General features: G+C 31.7%; 14 protein-coding genes, 2 tRNA genes and 1 rRNA gene. 13 read left to right on the forward strand and 4 right to left on the reverse strand.

The window, feature by feature from the left end:
* The 4 genes from rrf to MHM83_RS11700 form a co-directional block, all read left to right on the forward strand.
* Positions 1-87: ribosomal RNA gene (gene rrf, locus MHM83_RS11685) — 5S ribosomal RNA — on the forward strand; the annotation flags it as partial.
* Positions 88-226: 139 nt separating this feature from the next.
* Positions 227-2,320: a phosphate acetyltransferase gene (gene pta, locus MHM83_RS11690; RefSeq protein ID WP_239179948.1), complete on the forward strand. Its 2,094-nt coding sequence runs from the start codon at positions 227-229 to the stop codon at positions 2,318-2,320.
* Positions 2,321-2,342: 22 nt separating this feature from the next.
* Positions 2,343-3,524 (forward strand): acetate/propionate family kinase, encoded by a 1,182-nt coding sequence (locus tag MHM83_RS11695; protein WP_047790260.1) that lies wholly within the window; start codon positions 2,343-2,345, stop codon positions 3,522-3,524.
* Between the two features lies 1 nt (position 3,525).
* On the forward strand, positions 3,526-4,317 hold the full coding sequence (locus tag MHM83_RS11700) for a tRNA pseudouridine(38-40) synthase TruA (RefSeq protein WP_239179950.1): 792 nt from the start codon (positions 3,526-3,528) through the stop codon (positions 4,315-4,317).
* Between the two features lie 10 nt (positions 4,318-4,327).
* Here the strand turns inward: MHM83_RS11700 and MHM83_RS11705 are convergent, their stop codons facing one another.
* From MHM83_RS11705 to MHM83_RS11720, 4 genes are all read right to left on the reverse strand, one after another.
* Positions 4,328-5,983 carry an ArnT family glycosyltransferase gene (locus tag MHM83_RS11705; RefSeq protein ID WP_239179952.1) on the reverse strand — a complete coding sequence of 552 codons (1,656 nt, stop codon included), beginning with the start codon at positions 5,981-5,983 and terminating at the stop codon, positions 4,328-4,330.
* Between the two features lie 3 nt (positions 5,984-5,986).
* Complete coding sequence (locus MHM83_RS11710) at positions 5,987-6,853, reverse strand: lysylphosphatidylglycerol synthase transmembrane domain-containing protein (protein ID WP_239179954.1); 867 nt, start codon at positions 6,851-6,853, stop codon at positions 5,987-5,989.
* On the reverse strand, positions 6,846-7,796 hold the full coding sequence (locus MHM83_RS11715; protein ID WP_159616328.1) for a glycosyltransferase family 2 protein: 951 nt from the start codon (positions 7,794-7,796) through the stop codon (positions 6,846-6,848). The genes MHM83_RS11710 and MHM83_RS11715 overlap by 8 nt, the downstream gene beginning before the upstream one ends.
* Positions 7,797-7,898: 102 nt before the next feature.
* On the reverse strand, positions 7,899-9,041 hold the full coding sequence (locus MHM83_RS11720) for an acyl-CoA dehydrogenase (protein WP_239179956.1): 1,143 nt from the start codon (positions 9,039-9,041) through the stop codon (positions 7,899-7,901).
* A 92-nt stretch (positions 9,042-9,133) separates the two neighbouring features.
* Here MHM83_RS11720 and MHM83_RS11725 point away from each other — a divergent pair, with 92 nt between their 5' ends.
* From MHM83_RS11725 to MHM83_RS11765, 9 genes are all read left to right on the forward strand, one after another.
* A complete protein-coding gene (locus tag MHM83_RS11725; protein WP_239179958.1) occupies positions 9,134-10,198 on the forward strand; it encodes an anhydro-N-acetylmuramic acid kinase in 1,065 nt (354 codons plus the stop codon).
* A gap of 180 nt (positions 10,199-10,378) precedes the next feature.
* Positions 10,379-11,605 (forward strand): Glu/Leu/Phe/Val dehydrogenase dimerization domain-containing protein, encoded by a 1,227-nt coding sequence (locus MHM83_RS11730; RefSeq protein ID WP_239179960.1) that lies wholly within the window; start codon positions 10,379-10,381, stop codon positions 11,603-11,605.
* Positions 11,606-11,777: 172 nt separating this feature from the next.
* Positions 11,778-12,461 carry a MotA/TolQ/ExbB proton channel family protein gene (locus MHM83_RS11735; protein WP_047790255.1) on the forward strand — a complete coding sequence of 228 codons (684 nt, stop codon included), beginning with the start codon at positions 11,778-11,780 and terminating at the stop codon, positions 12,459-12,461.
* Positions 12,461-12,853, forward strand: coding sequence for an ExbD/TolR family protein (locus MHM83_RS11740; protein ID WP_239179961.1), 393 nt, complete (start codon positions 12,461-12,463; stop codon positions 12,851-12,853). Before MHM83_RS11735 ends, MHM83_RS11740 begins: the two co-directional genes overlap by 1 nt.
* On the forward strand, positions 12,854-13,672 hold the full coding sequence (locus MHM83_RS11745; RefSeq protein WP_239179963.1) for an energy transducer TonB: 819 nt from the start codon (positions 12,854-12,856) through the stop codon (positions 13,670-13,672). It abuts the gene before it with no gap.
* Positions 13,673-13,703: 31 nt separating this feature from the next.
* Positions 13,704-14,912, forward strand: coding sequence for a bifunctional folylpolyglutamate synthase/dihydrofolate synthase (locus MHM83_RS11750; protein ID WP_239179965.1), 1,209 nt, complete (start codon positions 13,704-13,706; stop codon positions 14,910-14,912).
* Positions 14,913-14,982: 70 nt separating this feature from the next.
* Positions 14,983-15,057: transfer RNA gene (locus tag MHM83_RS11755), tRNA-Val, on the forward strand.
* A 28-nt stretch (positions 15,058-15,085) separates the two neighbouring features.
* Positions 15,086-15,160 (forward strand) — tRNA-Val (locus MHM83_RS11760).
* A 107-nt stretch (positions 15,161-15,267) separates the two neighbouring features.
* The gene (locus tag MHM83_RS11765; RefSeq protein WP_239179968.1) at positions 15,268-15,525 is read left to right on the forward strand and encodes a hypothetical protein; all 258 of its coding nucleotides are present in this window, start codon (positions 15,268-15,270) and stop codon (positions 15,523-15,525) included.

Genomic DNA, 15,525 nt, shown 5'->3' on the forward strand with positions numbered 1-15,525 from the left:
CTCACCTCTTACCATTCCGAACAGAGAAGTTAAGCCCATTAGCGCCGATGGTACTGCCACAGGTGGGAGAGTAGGTCGTTGCCTTTCTTTATCAAACCTCAATCTTTTAAAGATTGAGGTTTTTTTTTGATCTTATTTTTAGGATTGCTGTATCTCGTAGTTTTTAATCCTTTGCCCGTTATTTTTATAATTATAAAAGAAGTAATTTTGCTTTAAAAGCAAGAATATGAATAAAGCAATTTATATCGCAGCGAGTGATGCAAACTCTGGAAAATCTATGCTAAGTTTGGGTTTGATGCAGCTGTTACTTCGTAAAAAACCTAAAGTAGGATACTTTAGACCTATAATTGATAATCCGATAGGTGATAAGAGAGATAATCACATAAACACAGTTATTAATTATTTCAATTTAAAAAGTGAGTATGAAGATTGTTATGCTTTTACACGCTCAGAGCTTATTAGAAAATTGAATGATGACAGAGAGGATGAAATAATTAATATAATCATTGAAAAGTATAAGAAACTAGAAGAAGAAAATGATTTTGTAATTATTGAAGGAACTGATTTTTCTGATCATGGAGCTGTAATAGAAATGGATTTAAATGTACTTATTGCCAAAAATATTGGAGCGCCTGTAATTATAGTTTCAGGAGGAGTGAATAAATCACTTGAGGACTTTATTCAGAGCTTACGATTAACTTATGATTCTTTTGTAAACAAAGATGTACAGGTTATTGCGGTTGTGGCAAACAAAGTACAAGAAAAGAATATTCAAACGATAGTACAAGAAGTAGGTGTAAATTTACCAAAGTCAGTTTCAATAAATGCCATTCCGATAGATCAAAAATTAAATAACCCAACAATTAAGGAGTTCTTAATGGAAATTGAAGGAAAAGTTCTATTTGGAGAAGGATTGCTAAATAATACTACAGGTGATATTAAAGTTGGAGCTATGCAACTATCTCATTTTTTGCATCATTTGACAGATGATAGCGTTGTGGTAACACCAGCAGATAGATCTGATATATTATTAGGTACCTTACAAGCCAATATTTCTAGTAATTATCCATCTATAGCTGGGATTATTCTTACAGGAGGAATGGAGTTAAATTCTTCAATCATTAAACTTATTGAAGGTCTAGAAAAAGTGGTGCCTATTCTTTGGGTTAAAGATGGAACATTTAGTATTGCTTCTAGACTAGGAGCTGTTCGTTCTCATATTTATGCCGAGAATATTGATAAAATAAAAATGTCTATCAATATGTTTGAAAAATATGTTGATGTTGCAAGCTTGAATGAAAAGTTAGTTAGTTATAAAGGATCAGAAGTGTTAACTCCAAGAATGTTTCAATATAACTTATTAAAAAAAGCTAAAGAAGTGCGTAAACACATTGTATTACCTGAAGGAAACGATGATAGGATTTTGATAGCCGCTTCTCAACTACAAAAAACAGATGTTGTTAAGTTAACAATATTAGGTAAAAAAGTAAATATAGAAGCTTCAGTTAAACGATTAAATATTCCTTTTGATTTCGATAAAACTGTAATTATTAATCCAATAGAATCTGAATACTTTTCAGATTTTTCCAATACGTTATATGAATTAAGGAAACACAAAGGATTAAGTCCTGCTATGGCAGAAGATTTGATGGCTGATGTTTCTTATTTCGGAACTATGATGGTATACAAAGGGTTAGCTGACGGAATGGTTTCTGGAGCAGCACATACTACTCAACATACTATAAAACCAGCTTTACAGTTTGTAAAAACAAAACCAGGATTTTCAGTAGTTTCATCAATTTTCTTTATGTGTTTGGAGGATAGAGTTTCAGTGTTTGGTGATTGTGCTATTAACCCAAATCCAACAGCAGAAGAATTAGCAGAAATAGCAATTTCTTCAGCAGATTCAAGTATTGCTTTTGGTATAGCCCCTAAAATAGCGATGTTATCATATTCATCAGGTGCTTCAGGTAAAGGTGAAGATGTAGATACTGTAAGAAGAGCTACTGAAATTGTGAAGGAAAAACGTCCAGACTTAAAAGTAGAAGGACCAATTCAGTATGATGCAGCAGTTGATCCTTCCGTAGGAAAAAAGAAATTACCAAATTCGGAAGTAGCGGGGCAAGCCAATGTGTTAATCTTTCCTGATTTGAATACAGGAAATAATACTTATAAGGCAGTACAGCGAGAAACAGGAGCTTTGGCTATTGGACCAATGTTGCAAGGGCTAAATAAGCCTGTAAATGATTTAAGTAGAGGTTGTACCGTTGATGATATTTTTAATACCGTAATTTTAACTGCAATTCAAGCACAAGAATAGCTTGTTTATTAATAAAAAATAGATGAAAGTTTTAGTCATAAATTCAGGAAGTTCCTCAATAAAATATCAATTATTTCAAATGCCTCAGCAAGAAGTACTTTGTTCAGGGTTGATAGAAAGAATTGGTTTAGAACTTGGAAAAGTTCACTATAAATCTAACAATATAAAAGTAGAAAAAGAAGTAATTATCGCAAACCATAAATCTGGTTTAGAAAAGGTTGTTGATTTATTATTGGATAAAAAAGTAGGAGTAATTTCTTCTACAGATGAAATTAAAGTTGTTGGGCACAGAGTAGTGCATGGCGGAAGTACTTTTACAAAAACGGCTATAGTAACTGAAGAGGTTAAAAAGAAAATAGAATCGTTATTTTCATTAGCACCTTTACACAATCCTGCAAACTTGGAAGGGATTAAGGTTTCTGAGTCTATTTTTAAAGATGCACAACAAGTAGCGGTTTTTGATACAGCATTTCACCAAACCATACCGGTTGAAGCGTATAAATACGCAATACCTACTAAATTATTAGAAGAGTATGGAATACGTTTGTACGGTTTTCATGGAACAAGTCATAAATATGTGTCAGAAAAAGCAAATGAGTATCTTCAAAAAAAACATTCAAAAATTATTACGATTCATTTAGGAAACGGATGTAGTATTACTGCGGTTGAAAATGGAAAAAGTATTGACCATAGTTTAGGTTTTAGTCCTGTAACAGGTTTAATTATGGGAACAAGATCTGGTGATATTGACCATTCTTTAATTTTTTATCTAACAAATAATCTGGGATATGATATTAATGATGTTAATAACATGTTGCAAAAAGAAAGTGGAATGTTGGGTTTAACAGGGTTTAGTGATTTACGAGATATTGAAGCTGCTGCTGCCAAGGGTAATAAAAACTGTCAATTAGCCTTGGAAATTAATGCTTATAGAATTAAAAAATATATAGGTTCGTATGTTGCGGTAATGAACGGTTTAGATGCAGTTGTTTTCACAGCAGGTATTGGAGAAAATTCTTATGTAATTAGAAAGTTAGCCTGTACTAATATGGAATATTTCGGAATTGAATTAGATGATGAAAAAAATGTTATTAGATCTAAACAAATAAGAGAGATAAATAAAGAAGCTTCAAAAGTAAAAGTGCTAGTAATTCCAACTAATGAAGAGTTAGAAATAGCAAAGCAAGCGTACGAATTATTATAATATGAATTATAACTACTCTTATTTAGTACGGTTTCAATATTTAGGGTTTCGTTTACACGGTTGGCAAAAACAACCTAATTTAAAAACAGTTCATTTTTTTGTTGACAAGACATTAAAGTTTGTGTGTAAAGGAATTCGATGTAAGTCGGTAGGGGTTGGGAGAACGGATGCAAAAGTTTCATCGACTGACTATTGTTTTCAGTTGTTTATTGATGAAAAATTAGACGAATCTTTTTTTATTGAAGATTTTAATCGCAATTCACCTTCTGATATTCGAGTATTAGTTATAGAGCAACTTCACGATGAAGAGTTCAATATTATTCAACATCCAAAAATTAAAGAGTATCGTTATTACTTTTCTTTTGGAGAGAAAAATCATCCCTATTGCGCCCCTTTTTTAACGGGGTATTTAGATGAATTAGATGTTGAGTTAATGAAAGAAGGTGCACGATTGTTTGAAGGTTTTCATAATTTTAAACATTATTGTACCAAACCATCAGCAGAAACCAAAGTAGCGCGTAGTATTGATGTATGTAAAATAGAAGAAAATACGGAATTATCCGCTTCTTTTTTCCCAGAGAAAAGTTTTGTGTTGGTTATTAGAGGGAGTGGGTTTTTACGGAATCAAATTCGTCTAATCATGGGAGCTTTAGCTGAATTAGGAAAAGGAAATTATGATTTGGAGTTCATCAAAAAAAGTTTGAGTCCTGAAAATAGTGATATAGACTTTATGAAAACCATCGCACCAGCTTCTGGACTACATTTACATAAAGTAGAATTTAAAAAAGAGTAAGCGGTAAATTTTATTCGGTGTCTTTTTTGGACGCTATTTTCAATAAATACGCACTTCCTAATTTTGATTCCCTAGTTTTAGGATTCAAAAATTTTAAGTTAAGTCTTGTTACTCTAAAATGATCAACTCTGTGTTTCTCCTTTATAATAAACCCTTCTTTTTTTATTTTTTCAAGAGAAATATTTCTAATAACAATCCAAACATCATCGTCTATATTTTTTAATTCTTCTTTTGTAATGTGAGGAGTATTTCTCTGCGTATAAAAATCTAAAGGCCAAGAATAATCATTCTCATAAAAAAAGATATCCTTTACATTAATGGTGTTATTTTGATTAACAATGTTTGCTAGTTTAATTCCACCTTGATATTGTAATAATTCAGGGTAGAAGTAAGAGTTAAGTACTACATTTATAAATACCATTAGCAATACTGAGTTGACAACAATTTTTTTACTAAAATCTTCTTTTTGAATTACGTTAATGAGTACTATTAATAATAGAATGGCACTAAACACTATAATTAAAATAGAAGGAGTGTTAAAAGTGCAACATAAAATTAAAATAACTGCAATAGTTAACACTAAAACCATAAAATAAATAACACCTAAGAATATTTTCAGTGTTTTTTGTTGATTGTCCTTTTGAAGATTGTATAAAACTCCTGCTGTAAAAACAGCTAATAAAGCTAATAATGGATTTAAATAATGTGGTAATTTAAATTTTGAAAAACTAATAATAAATAAGGTAATTAATACTCCACCTATAGTTAATAATTCTATACCTTGTACAGGTTTAAATTTGTTTACAATTAACTTTTTTATTTGATAATATAAGCCATAGTACATTAAGAAAGCCCAAGGTAAAAAAGTCCAAAGTAGAGAATGAAAAAAGAAAAAGTAATCAGGACTGTTTTGCTTGAAACCAGTAGCTGTTATTCTCTCAACATTCTGACTCCATAGAATAAAATTCACACCATCCATTCCAAACTGAACATAGTAAGCATATACTACAGGTGTAATAGAAAGGAAAAAAGAAACCAAACCTATAAGAACTTTATAAGAGAATATTGTATTAAATTTTCTAGTATAAAGGATGTGTGAAACTGTGGCAAAACAAATAATACCAACTCCATAAAATCCTTTAGTAGAAAAGGAGATTCCCATACCAATAGCTCCTAAAATAATAGGAACTAGTTTTCTTGTTGAAACATATTCAAACAATTGCCAAATAGCAAAAATAGTTACTCCAGTTAAGACAGCATCAGTACGAACATCGTGGTTAGCTAAAATGATAGATTGACTAGTTAAGAAGATCAGAGAACCAAAGTGAGCAACACTTTTACTATATAACTTTCCTGTTAATTGATAAATAGAATAGGCTCCTAAAATAGTAAATAATAAAGCTGGAATTCGATAAGCCCATTCGTGTAAACCAAATAGTTTAAATGAAATGGCAGATAACCAAAAATGCATATGTGGTTTATCTAAATAAGGATTAGGACCTTTTAGAAGTTCAAAAAAGTTGTCACTTAAATACATGCGCATAGCCATAGTGGCATGTTGTGCAGAATCATTAGCCATTAAAGGAATAAATAATCCTATAACATAAACGATTGCCACTAAAAAATAGAGGTATTTAATGTTTTTTTGCTGGTAAAAAAAGTCCATAAACTATTTATTTATTGAAACAGTTGTTAACCGTACCTTATTTATAATAAAAGCCAATCCTATTAAAGAAATTAAAGCCGTAATAATATTAAATGAAAGTCCAATACTTGTAGCTATTGTTTCTTGGGTATTTAAAAAAGTTGAGGCTTTTAAAAAGATATACTCTCTTGCTCCAAATCCTGCAAAAGAAACTACTGAAAGTACTGATGAAATTAGAAAAACAAAGCAGTAACTAATAATTCCAACTACTTTTAACTGAAAGGCTTTGATAATGCAAACAATAACGCCAACTTGTAATAATTGAATAACTAATGAATAACCAAAACTATAGTTATAATAAGTATTACTGTTTTTAAAAACTCTTATCATAATAAGCTTTGCAATAAAAAAAGAAGCTAAAGCAATAACGATACTTACTAAGAATAATAATGAGTTAGAAAAAAACAAATACCCTCCCATTAAAATTAATAGAGAAAAAATTGCTAATAAACCAATAAGTCTATCAACAAATACACATTTAGTTAACTGTTTTGGTTTCCAACCAAATTGCTTACTCAATATGTATACTTTGTATGCATCCCCACCCACACCTCCAGGTATAAAGAAGTTATAAAACATTCCAACAAAATACAACTTTAAATTGCTAACTTGACTTAGATGAAATTGATTTTGATGAAAAATATAATTTAACCGTAAGGATGAAATAAACTGTGAAGCCATAAATAATAAAATTGCCAATGCTAAATAAAAAGGATTGGATGTTTCATATAATTTGATGACTTGATTAAAGTCAATTTTTGTAAATACCAAGTATAAGAGTAAGATACTTACTCCTATTTTGGCTAGAGTTTTAACAATTTTGTTATTCACTTACATGAATTTTTCTAATAGTATAAGGGCGCTTTTTTTGCGACTCGTAATAAGTTCTCATTAATAAGTCAGTAATAATCCCTACAGTAAAAAATTGCAAGCTAATAATAACGAGCATAACACCAACAATTAATAAAGGTCTGCCCCAAATATCTTGTCCCAATAATTTTAATACTAGTAAGTAGAAATTAATAGCCAGTCCAAAGAACATAAAAAACAAACCAAAATTACCAAAAAGATGTACAGGACGCTGCATGTATTTTCTTTGGAAAATAATTAAAATGATATCATTGATAACTTTTACAGTTCTTCCTAATCCATATTTAGATTGTCCATGGATTCTCGGATGATGTTTTACAGGAACCTGAGTAATTTTTGCTCCGTTTAAGTGAGCTAAAAGATTGATAAATCGGTGCATTTCACCGTACAAGTTTAAATCTTTAGCTATTTCTTTTTTAAATACTTTTATCGCACATCCTTGATCTTTTAAATCTAAACGAGTAGCTCTTCTAATTAAAAAATTTGCAATTTTAGAAGGAATTGTGCGAATAAAAGAGTCTTTTCTTTTTGCTCTAATTCCTGTAACTACATCCCAATCTTCAGATTCAGCTTTTTCAATCATATGAGGGATATCTGATGGGTCGTTTTGCATATCTCCATCAAGAGTAACGATGTAATCACCTTTTGCTTGGTCAAAACCAGCAGCTAAGGCTAAACTTTGTCCATAATTTTTGCGTAACTCAACCAAAACAACTCGAGGGTTGTTCATGTTAACAACATTTTTCTTTGTGTTATCGGTTGAAAAATCGTCAATGTAAATGATTTCATAGTCAAATCCTTTTAAACTATCATCAATCTGTTTAGTTAAAGGAACTACATTGTCTTCTTCATTGTAAACAGGAACAATTACAGATATAAATCCGTAGGATTTTTTATTTGACATAGGTGGTTATTTATTGGGCAAAGTTACTACAAAGAATTTAAAAAAAGTAAAAGCTCATTTTTTAAATGAGCTTTTACTTAAATATAATATCGAAGAGAAAAACTAATCTCTAATTAAACTTCTTGAGATTACAATTTTCTGAATTTCTGAAGTTCCTTCATAAATTTGAGTAATTTTAGCATCACGCATTAAACGCTCTACATGGTATTCTTTTACGAAACCATTACCTCCATGAATTTGAACAGCTTCAACAGTTTGTTCCATTGCTACTTTAGAAGCATATAATTTTGCCATAGCACCTTCACGATCATAGTTTTCACCAGCATCTTTTTTGCAAGCAGCAGCCATTACTAAGTGACGAGCCGCAGCAATTTCTGTATACATGTCAGCTAATTTGAATGCAATAGCTTGGTGGTTACAAATTTCAGTACCAAAAGCTTTACGATCTTTAGAGTATTTTAACGCTAATTCATAAGCTCCTGAAGCAATACCTAATGCTTGAGCAGCAATACCAATACGTCCACCAGATAAAGTTTTCATGGCAAATTTAAAACCGAATCCGTCTTCACCAATACGGTTTTCTTTAGGAACTTTTACATCGTTAAATTGTAACGTGTGTGTGTCAGAACCACGGATACCTAATTTATCTTCTTTAGGACCAATGTGGAAACCTTCCATACCTTTTTCAATAATAAAAGCATTGATTCCTCTATGACCTTTAGCTCTATCTGTTTGAGCAATTACTAAATAAGTATCAGCACGTCCACCATTAGTAATCCAGTTTTTAGTACCATTTAATAGGTAGTAATCACCTTTGTCTTCAGCAGTAGTTGCTTGTGAAGTGGCATCAGAGCCAGCTTCTGGTTCGCTTAAACAAAACGCACCTATTTGCTCACCAGTAGCTAATTTTGTTAAATATTTTTGTTTTTGTTCTTCAGTACCATAAGCTTCTAAACCATAACATACTAATGAATTGTTTACAGAAACCATTACTGAAGCTGAAGCATCAATTTTTGATAATTCTTCCATAATTAATACGTAAGAAACAGCATCCATTCCACTTCCTCCATATTTAGGATCTACCATTACTCCCATAAATCCTAACTCACCCATTTTGCGAACTAGTTCATTAGGAAACTCTTGTTTTTCATCTCTTTCTATAACTCCTGGCAATAATTCGGTTTGAGCAAAATCACGTGCAGCATCACGAATCATTAAATGCTCTTCTGTAAGGTTAAAATCCATTATCTATTTTATATTTTGTTAAATTCGTAAAAAATGTGTTCAAAGATACTTTTTTAATAGCAATTTTTCAATAGACTTGTTATTTTTACTTTATGCAAGACAACTATATTTATTGTATTGGATTAATGTCAGGAACTTCTTTAGATGGAATAGATTTGGCATATATAAAAATGCATGAAAATTTATACGAAGATTTTAGAATTATACAAGCAGAGACAGTATCATATTCTAATGAATGGAAGAAAAAACTGCAAGAAGCTATAAATTACGATGAGAAAGATTTACAAATTTTAGATGTTGATTATGGTGAATTTTTGGGGAGTATATTGAATAACTTTATAAGAGAACACCGTATTTCTAAATTAAATTTTATAGCGTCTCACGGGCATACAGTTTTGCATCAACCAGAAAACGGAATTACCTTACAAATAGGAAATGGACAAGTCATAGCAAATGTTACTCAGCAAAAAGTAGTATGTGATTTTAGAACTCAAGATGTAGCGTTAGGTGGACAAGGAGCTCCTTTAGTACCTATTGGAGATAGACTATTATTTACTGATTATGATTACTGTTTAAACTTAGGAGGTTTTGCTAATATCTCTTATGAAGAAAATAAACAAAGAATAGCTTTTGATATTTGTCCTGTGAATATTGTACTGAACCATTACACACTTAAAATAGACTTAGAGTATGATAATGAAGGGGAAATAGCCTCAGAAGGGAAAATTAATATGGGATTATTAAGACGATTGAACGAGCTTTCCTTTTATCAAGAGCTTCCTCCGAAATCTCTAGGATTAGAATGGGTACAATCAACTATTTTTCCTTTAATAGATAAAGAGGAAGCAGATATATCGACTATTCTAAGAACTTTTGTAGAACATGTAGCGATGCAAATAGGTAATGTTGTTAAAAAAGAGGCTACTATTTTAGTAACAGGAGGAGGAGCGTTCAATACGTTTTTAATGAAGAGAATAGGATTTTTTGCACAGACAAAAATAAAACAAGTAAGTACAGAACTCATTGATTACAAAGAAGCTTTGATTTTTGCGTTGTTAGGAGTGCTAAAGACCCAAAACAAAGTAAACTGTTTACAGTCAGTTACTGGGGCAAAGAAGGATCATTCTTCAGGTAATATTTTTTATCCGCAGAAATAATTTAAAGTATTTGAGTAATGTAGTTTTTTATGATAAATTTGTTCGGTAACAACTACACACTAAAACCTATAGTATAATGAATCAACTTTAGCTTCCCCACAGGGGAATAATTACAGCGAATTTTTTGAATATGAAAAAGAAACAAGTAAAGTTGAAAATCATCTATTATAACATTAAACAATGAAAGAATTATTAAAGCAATACGAAGAAAAGCAACCAGAAATAGTATTTAATTGGAAAGACCCTGAAACAGAAGCAGAAGGTTGGACAGTTATTAATTCATTAAGAGGAGGTGCTGCTGGTGGTGGTACACGTATGCGTAAAGGATTAGATAAATACGAAGTAATGTCACTTGCTAAAACTATGGAAGTGAAATTTACGGTATCGGGTCCAGCAATTGGAGGAGCAAAATCAGGGATTAATTTCGATCCGCACGATCCTCGTAAAAAAGGAGTTTTAGAGCGTTGGTATAAAGCTGTTGCTCCATTATTAAAAAACTATTATGGAACAGGAGGAGACTTAAATGTTGATGAAATTCATGAAGTAATTCCGATTACGGAAGATAGTGGAGTTTGGCATCCGCAAGAGGGGGTTTTTAATGGACATTTCAAGCCTACCGAAGCAGATAAAATTAATCGTATTGGTCAGTTACGTCATGGAGTTATTAAAGTGTTAGAAGATGAAAATTTATCACCAAGTGTAGCTAGAAAATATACAGTAGCCGACATGATTACTGGGTATGGAGTTGCGGAAGCAGTTCGTCATTACTACGATATTTATGGAGGAACAGTAGAAGGAAAGCGTGCTGTAGTACAAGGTTTTGGTAATGTAGGTTCAGCAGCAGCTTATTATTTAGCACAAATGGGAGCTAAAGTAGTAGGAATTATTGATCGTGTTGGAGGAGTTATTAATGAAGAAGGATTCTCTTTTGAAGAAATTCAAGAAATGTTCTTAAATAAAGATGGGAATACGTTAGTTTCAGAAAATATGATTCCTTTTGAAGAAATTAACGAACGTATCTGGAACTTACCATGTGAAGTTTTCGCACCATGTGCAGCATCAAGATTAGTTACTCAAGAGCAAATTAATAGTATGATAAATTCAGGATTAGAAGTTATTTCTTGTGGAGCAAATGTTCCGTTTGCAGATAAAGAAATTTTCTTTGGATCTATAATGGAAGATACTGATAAAAAAGTGAGTTTGATTCCAGACTTTATTTCAAACTGTGGTATGGCAAGAGTATTTGCATACTTTATGGAGCGAAGAGTAGAAATGACAGATCAAGCTATTTTTGAAGATACATCAAATACTATTAAAAAAGCTTTACAAAGAACACATGCTAAAAGTGCTGCAAAAACTCAAATAAGTGAAACAGCTTTTGAAATAGCATTAAAAGAACTGGTATAAAGTTCTTTTTTATGACTTCAGAAATGCTGTTATTAAGTAATTAAGCATAATAAAAGTAAAAGTCTTCCTTCATCGTTAAAAGTAGGGAAGACTTTTTACATCAAACAATTTTAAATAAAAGAAATCGTTAGTTAAATAGCGAAAACATAATATAAATTCTAATTTAGTATTCATGCTATTATTTCAAGAAACTCAGGAGTTGGTAGAAGAAGTACCTCAAGAAAAAACCTTATCAATCTATAATTTAATTATGGATGGAGGTGTAGGCGGTCAAATCATTATCGCTTTGTTATTCGTGTTATTAGCCGTAGCTCTTTATATTTATTTTGAACGTTTTTTTGCTATTAAAGAAGCATCAAAAGTTGATGTTAATTTTATGGATCAAATTAGAGATCATGTAACGAACGGAAGAATAGATAGTGCTAAATCACTTTGTGATAATACAGTAACACCAACAGCCAGATTAATAGGAAAAGGGATTTCTAGAATAGGAAAACCTTTAGAAGATATTAATACCGCAATAGAAAATGCAGGAAAACTAGAGGTTTATAAGCTAGAAAGAAATGTATCAGTATTAGCAACAATAGCAGGAGCTGCTCCAATGATAGGTTTTTTAGGAACTGTAATTGGAATGATTGTTGCAATTCATGAAATAGCAAATTCAGGAGGACAAATAGATATTAAAATGTTATCAGATGGCTTATATACAGCAATGACAACGACAGTTGCTGGGTTAATTGTAGGGATTATAGCATATATAGCTTATAACCATTTAGTAGTTCGTACCGATAAGGTTGTTTATCAAATGGAAGCAAAATCTGTTGAGTTTTTAGATTTATTAAACGAGCCAGTATAATGAATTTACGAGGAAGAAATAAAGTCAATCCAAACTTCAATATGTCATCAATGACTGATATTGTTTTTTTGTTATTGATATTTTTTATGTTAACATCTACACTTGTTACAGTAAGTGCCATTGATGTGTTGTTGCCTAAAGCTGGAGGTAAAACCGAAAATAATACATCAGTAGCAGTAACCATAACTAATGATGCGTTGTTTTACATAGATAAAACAAAAGTTAGTAACGTAAATTTAGAAAGAGAGTTGTTAACCAAGGTAGGTGTAGATAAAAAGAAAACAGTGGTTATTCGTGGTGATCAAAATGTGCAGTATAAAAATGTAATGCATGTGATTGATATTGCGAATAGAAACAAGTTAAAAATGATTTTAGCTGTTAAAGGTAAATAAATGACAGTTTTAGATACACAACATAAACGTAAATCAGCTGTTATTACAGCAATTATTCTGATATTATTTGTTATTGGAATATTCAATTACGGAATGAAATATCTCGATCCACCTATTGAATATGGTCTAGCGATTAATTTTGGTACCTCTGAAGTAGGAAGTGGAGAGCCTGTTGAAAAAACTAAAGCACAAGTAACACCACAACTAGAAGAGGTTGTTGAAGAGCAAGTAGAAGAAATCCCAGAGGAAACAATAAAAGAAGAAATTATTACAAATGATACTGCTGAAGAAGTTCCAGTGGTTGAAAAAAAGGTTGAAAAGAAAGAAGCTGTAAAAGAAACTCCTAAAGAAGAAAAGCCTAAAGAAAAACCGAAGCCTAAGCCATCAAAAGAAACAACTGATGCGTTAAATAGTTTATTAAACGGAACTTCAAAAAATGGTGCAAATTCTGGTGAAGGAGATGATAAACAATCGGGAGTTAAAGGAAATGAAAATGGAGACCCAAATTCAGATAAATATTACGGGAATTCAGGAAGTGGTTCAGGAGGTAATTATAACCTAGCAGGAAGAAAAGCTTTGTCAAAGCCTATTCAAAAACCAGACTGTCAAGAAGAGGGTACGGTAGTGGTAAGTATTGAGGTTGATCGAAATGGAAAAGTAACTAAAGCAACTCCAGGAGCTAGAGGGACTACAAATTCAGCATCATGTTTATACGATGCGGCAAAAAAAGCAGCATTAAAAACAAAATGGAATGCAGACGGAAATGCACCATCAAAACAACGAGGAACAATCATCTACAAGTTTTCTCTTTCAAAGTAAATATACCTATTTTTTACACTAAGATATAAAGATGACTTATCAACAAGTATTAGATTGGATGTTTGCCCAGTTACCAATGTATCAACGTCAGGGGCAAACAGCATTTAAGAAGGATTTAACCAATATCATAGCATTGTGTGATGAACTAGATAATCCCCATAAAGAGTTTAAAGCTATTCATGTAGGAGGAACGAATGGAAAGGGATCTACTAGTCATATGATTGCTTCGATATTACAAGAAGCAGGTTATAAAGTAGGCTTGTATACTTCTCCACATTTAAAAAATTTCACAGAGCGTATCCGAACCAATGGAAAAGAAATTTCAAGAGATTCTGTGGTTAAGTTTATAGAAAAGAATAAGGTCTTTTTAGAAAAACAAGGGTTATCTTTTTTTGAAATGACGGTAGGAATGGCATTTGAAGAATTTGCGAATCAAAAAGTAGATGTTGCTGTTATTGAAGTAGGTTTGGGAGGGAGATTAGATTCAACAAATATAATTGCACCAGAAGTTTCAGTAATTACTAATATCGGATTAGATCATACACAGTTTTTAGGAGAAACTTTACCAGAAATAGCTTTTGAAAAGGCAGGGATAATTAAAAATAATGTTCCAGTTGTCATAGGTGAACGTCAAAAAGATACAGAAAATGTTTTTATTGCTAAAGCGGAAGAATGTAATGCCCCAATTGTTTTTGCTTCGGATGAAGAGCAACATTATACAACTGATTTATTAGGTGATTATCAAAAGAACAATGTAGTAACAGTGGTAACTGCCATTGAGCAATTAAAAGATTTTATAATTACAGAAGAAAATATTAAAAAAGGATTATTGAATGTGGTAAAAAACACTAATTTAAAAGGACGCTGGCAGGTGTTGCAGGAATATCCAAAAGTAATTTGTGATACAGCACATAACAAAGAAGGATTGTTTTATACATTGAAACAATTAAAAAAAGAAAATTATAAGCAATTGCATATTGTTTTGGGAGTAGTTTCCGATAAGAATCTGAGTGAAATTTTACCAATGTTTCCTGAAAAAGCAAAATATTATTTCTGTAAACCAAATATTCCTCGCGGGTTGCCAGTAGATAAATTAAAAAAGCAAGCAAGTGAGTTTGGATTGATGGGAGAGGTGTTTTGTTCTGTAAGTCAGTCACTTGAAAAAGCAAAAGTAAATGCATCTAAAGAAGATATGATTTACGTGGGAGGGAGCACATTTGTGGTAGCAGAAATTTTATAGAAAAAAATGTAAAAAAGTTATTGTTAATCTCTAAAACTGTTATATATTTGCACCCGCAATTGACAAGTAAGGGCGCGTAGCTCAGTTGGTTCAGAGCACTTGGTTTACACCCAAGGGGTCAGGGGTTCGAATCCCTTCGCGCCCACAACTCTTACAAAAGTTTAATTGCAAACGGGCGCGTAGCTCAGTTGGTTCAGAGCACTTGGTTTACACCCAAGGGGTCAGGGGTTCGAATCCCTTCGCGCCCACTGAAAGTCTCATCTTTTTAGGTGAGACTTTTTTATTTTATAATCATCTCATTCATGCAATTTTTTGTAGTTTTGTGAACTTGAACAATCTTTAAAGAGACCACGTAGTGAATAAGAAAATAGCAATAATTGGGTTAGGGTATGTAGGATTGCCATTATCAAGGTTGTTTGCGATGAAGTATTCTGTGGTTGGGTTCGATATAAATAAAACAAGAGTAGAAGAACTTAATAAAAGTATTGATGTTACCAAGGAAGTAGATTCAGAAGAACTGTTGTCTATAATACTAAGTGAAAAAACAGAAGAGAAAGGTTTGTTTTGTATATCACAAGTTAACACGATGTTAAAGACTGTACCGTTTTTATAG

This window comes from Tenacibaculum sp. Mcav3-52 (assembly GCF_022347665.1).
GTDB classification, from domain to species: Bacteria; Bacteroidota; Bacteroidia; order Flavobacteriales; family Flavobacteriaceae; genus Polaribacter; species Polaribacter mesophilus.

Bases quoted from the DNA above. Each gene is read 5' to 3' on its own strand.
- pta (WP_239179948.1), top strand. From the start codon at position 227: ATGAATAAAGCAATTTATATCGCAGCGAGTGATGCAAACTCTGGAAAA.
- MHM83_RS11695 (WP_047790260.1), top strand. From the start codon at position 2,343: ATGAAAGTTTTAGTCATAAATTCAGGAAGTTCCTCAATAAAATATCAA.
- MHM83_RS11700 (WP_239179950.1), top strand. From the start codon at position 3,526: ATGAATTATAACTACTCTTATTTAGTACGGTTTCAATATTTAGGGTTT.
- MHM83_RS11705 (WP_239179952.1), bottom strand. From the start codon at position 5,983: ATGGACTTTTTTTACCAGCAAAAAAACATTAAATACCTCTATTTTTTA.
- MHM83_RS11715 (WP_159616328.1), bottom strand. From the start codon at position 7,796: ATGTCAAATAAAAAATCCTACGGATTTATATCTGTAATTGTTCCTGTT.
- MHM83_RS11720 (WP_239179956.1), bottom strand. From the start codon at position 9,041: ATGGATTTTAACCTTACAGAAGAGCATTTAATGATTCGTGATGCTGCA.
- MHM83_RS11725 (WP_239179958.1), top strand. From the start codon at position 9,134: ATGCAAGACAACTATATTTATTGTATTGGATTAATGTCAGGAACTTCT.
- MHM83_RS11730 (WP_239179960.1), top strand. From the start codon at position 10,379: ATGAAAGAATTATTAAAGCAATACGAAGAAAAGCAACCAGAAATAGTA.
- MHM83_RS11735 (WP_047790255.1), top strand. From the start codon at position 11,778: ATGCTATTATTTCAAGAAACTCAGGAGTTGGTAGAAGAAGTACCTCAA.
- MHM83_RS11740 (WP_239179961.1), top strand. From the start codon at position 12,461: ATGAATTTACGAGGAAGAAATAAAGTCAATCCAAACTTCAATATGTCA.
- MHM83_RS11745 (WP_239179963.1), top strand. From the start codon at position 12,854: ATGACAGTTTTAGATACACAACATAAACGTAAATCAGCTGTTATTACA.
- MHM83_RS11750 (WP_239179965.1), top strand. From the start codon at position 13,704: ATGACTTATCAACAAGTATTAGATTGGATGTTTGCCCAGTTACCAATG.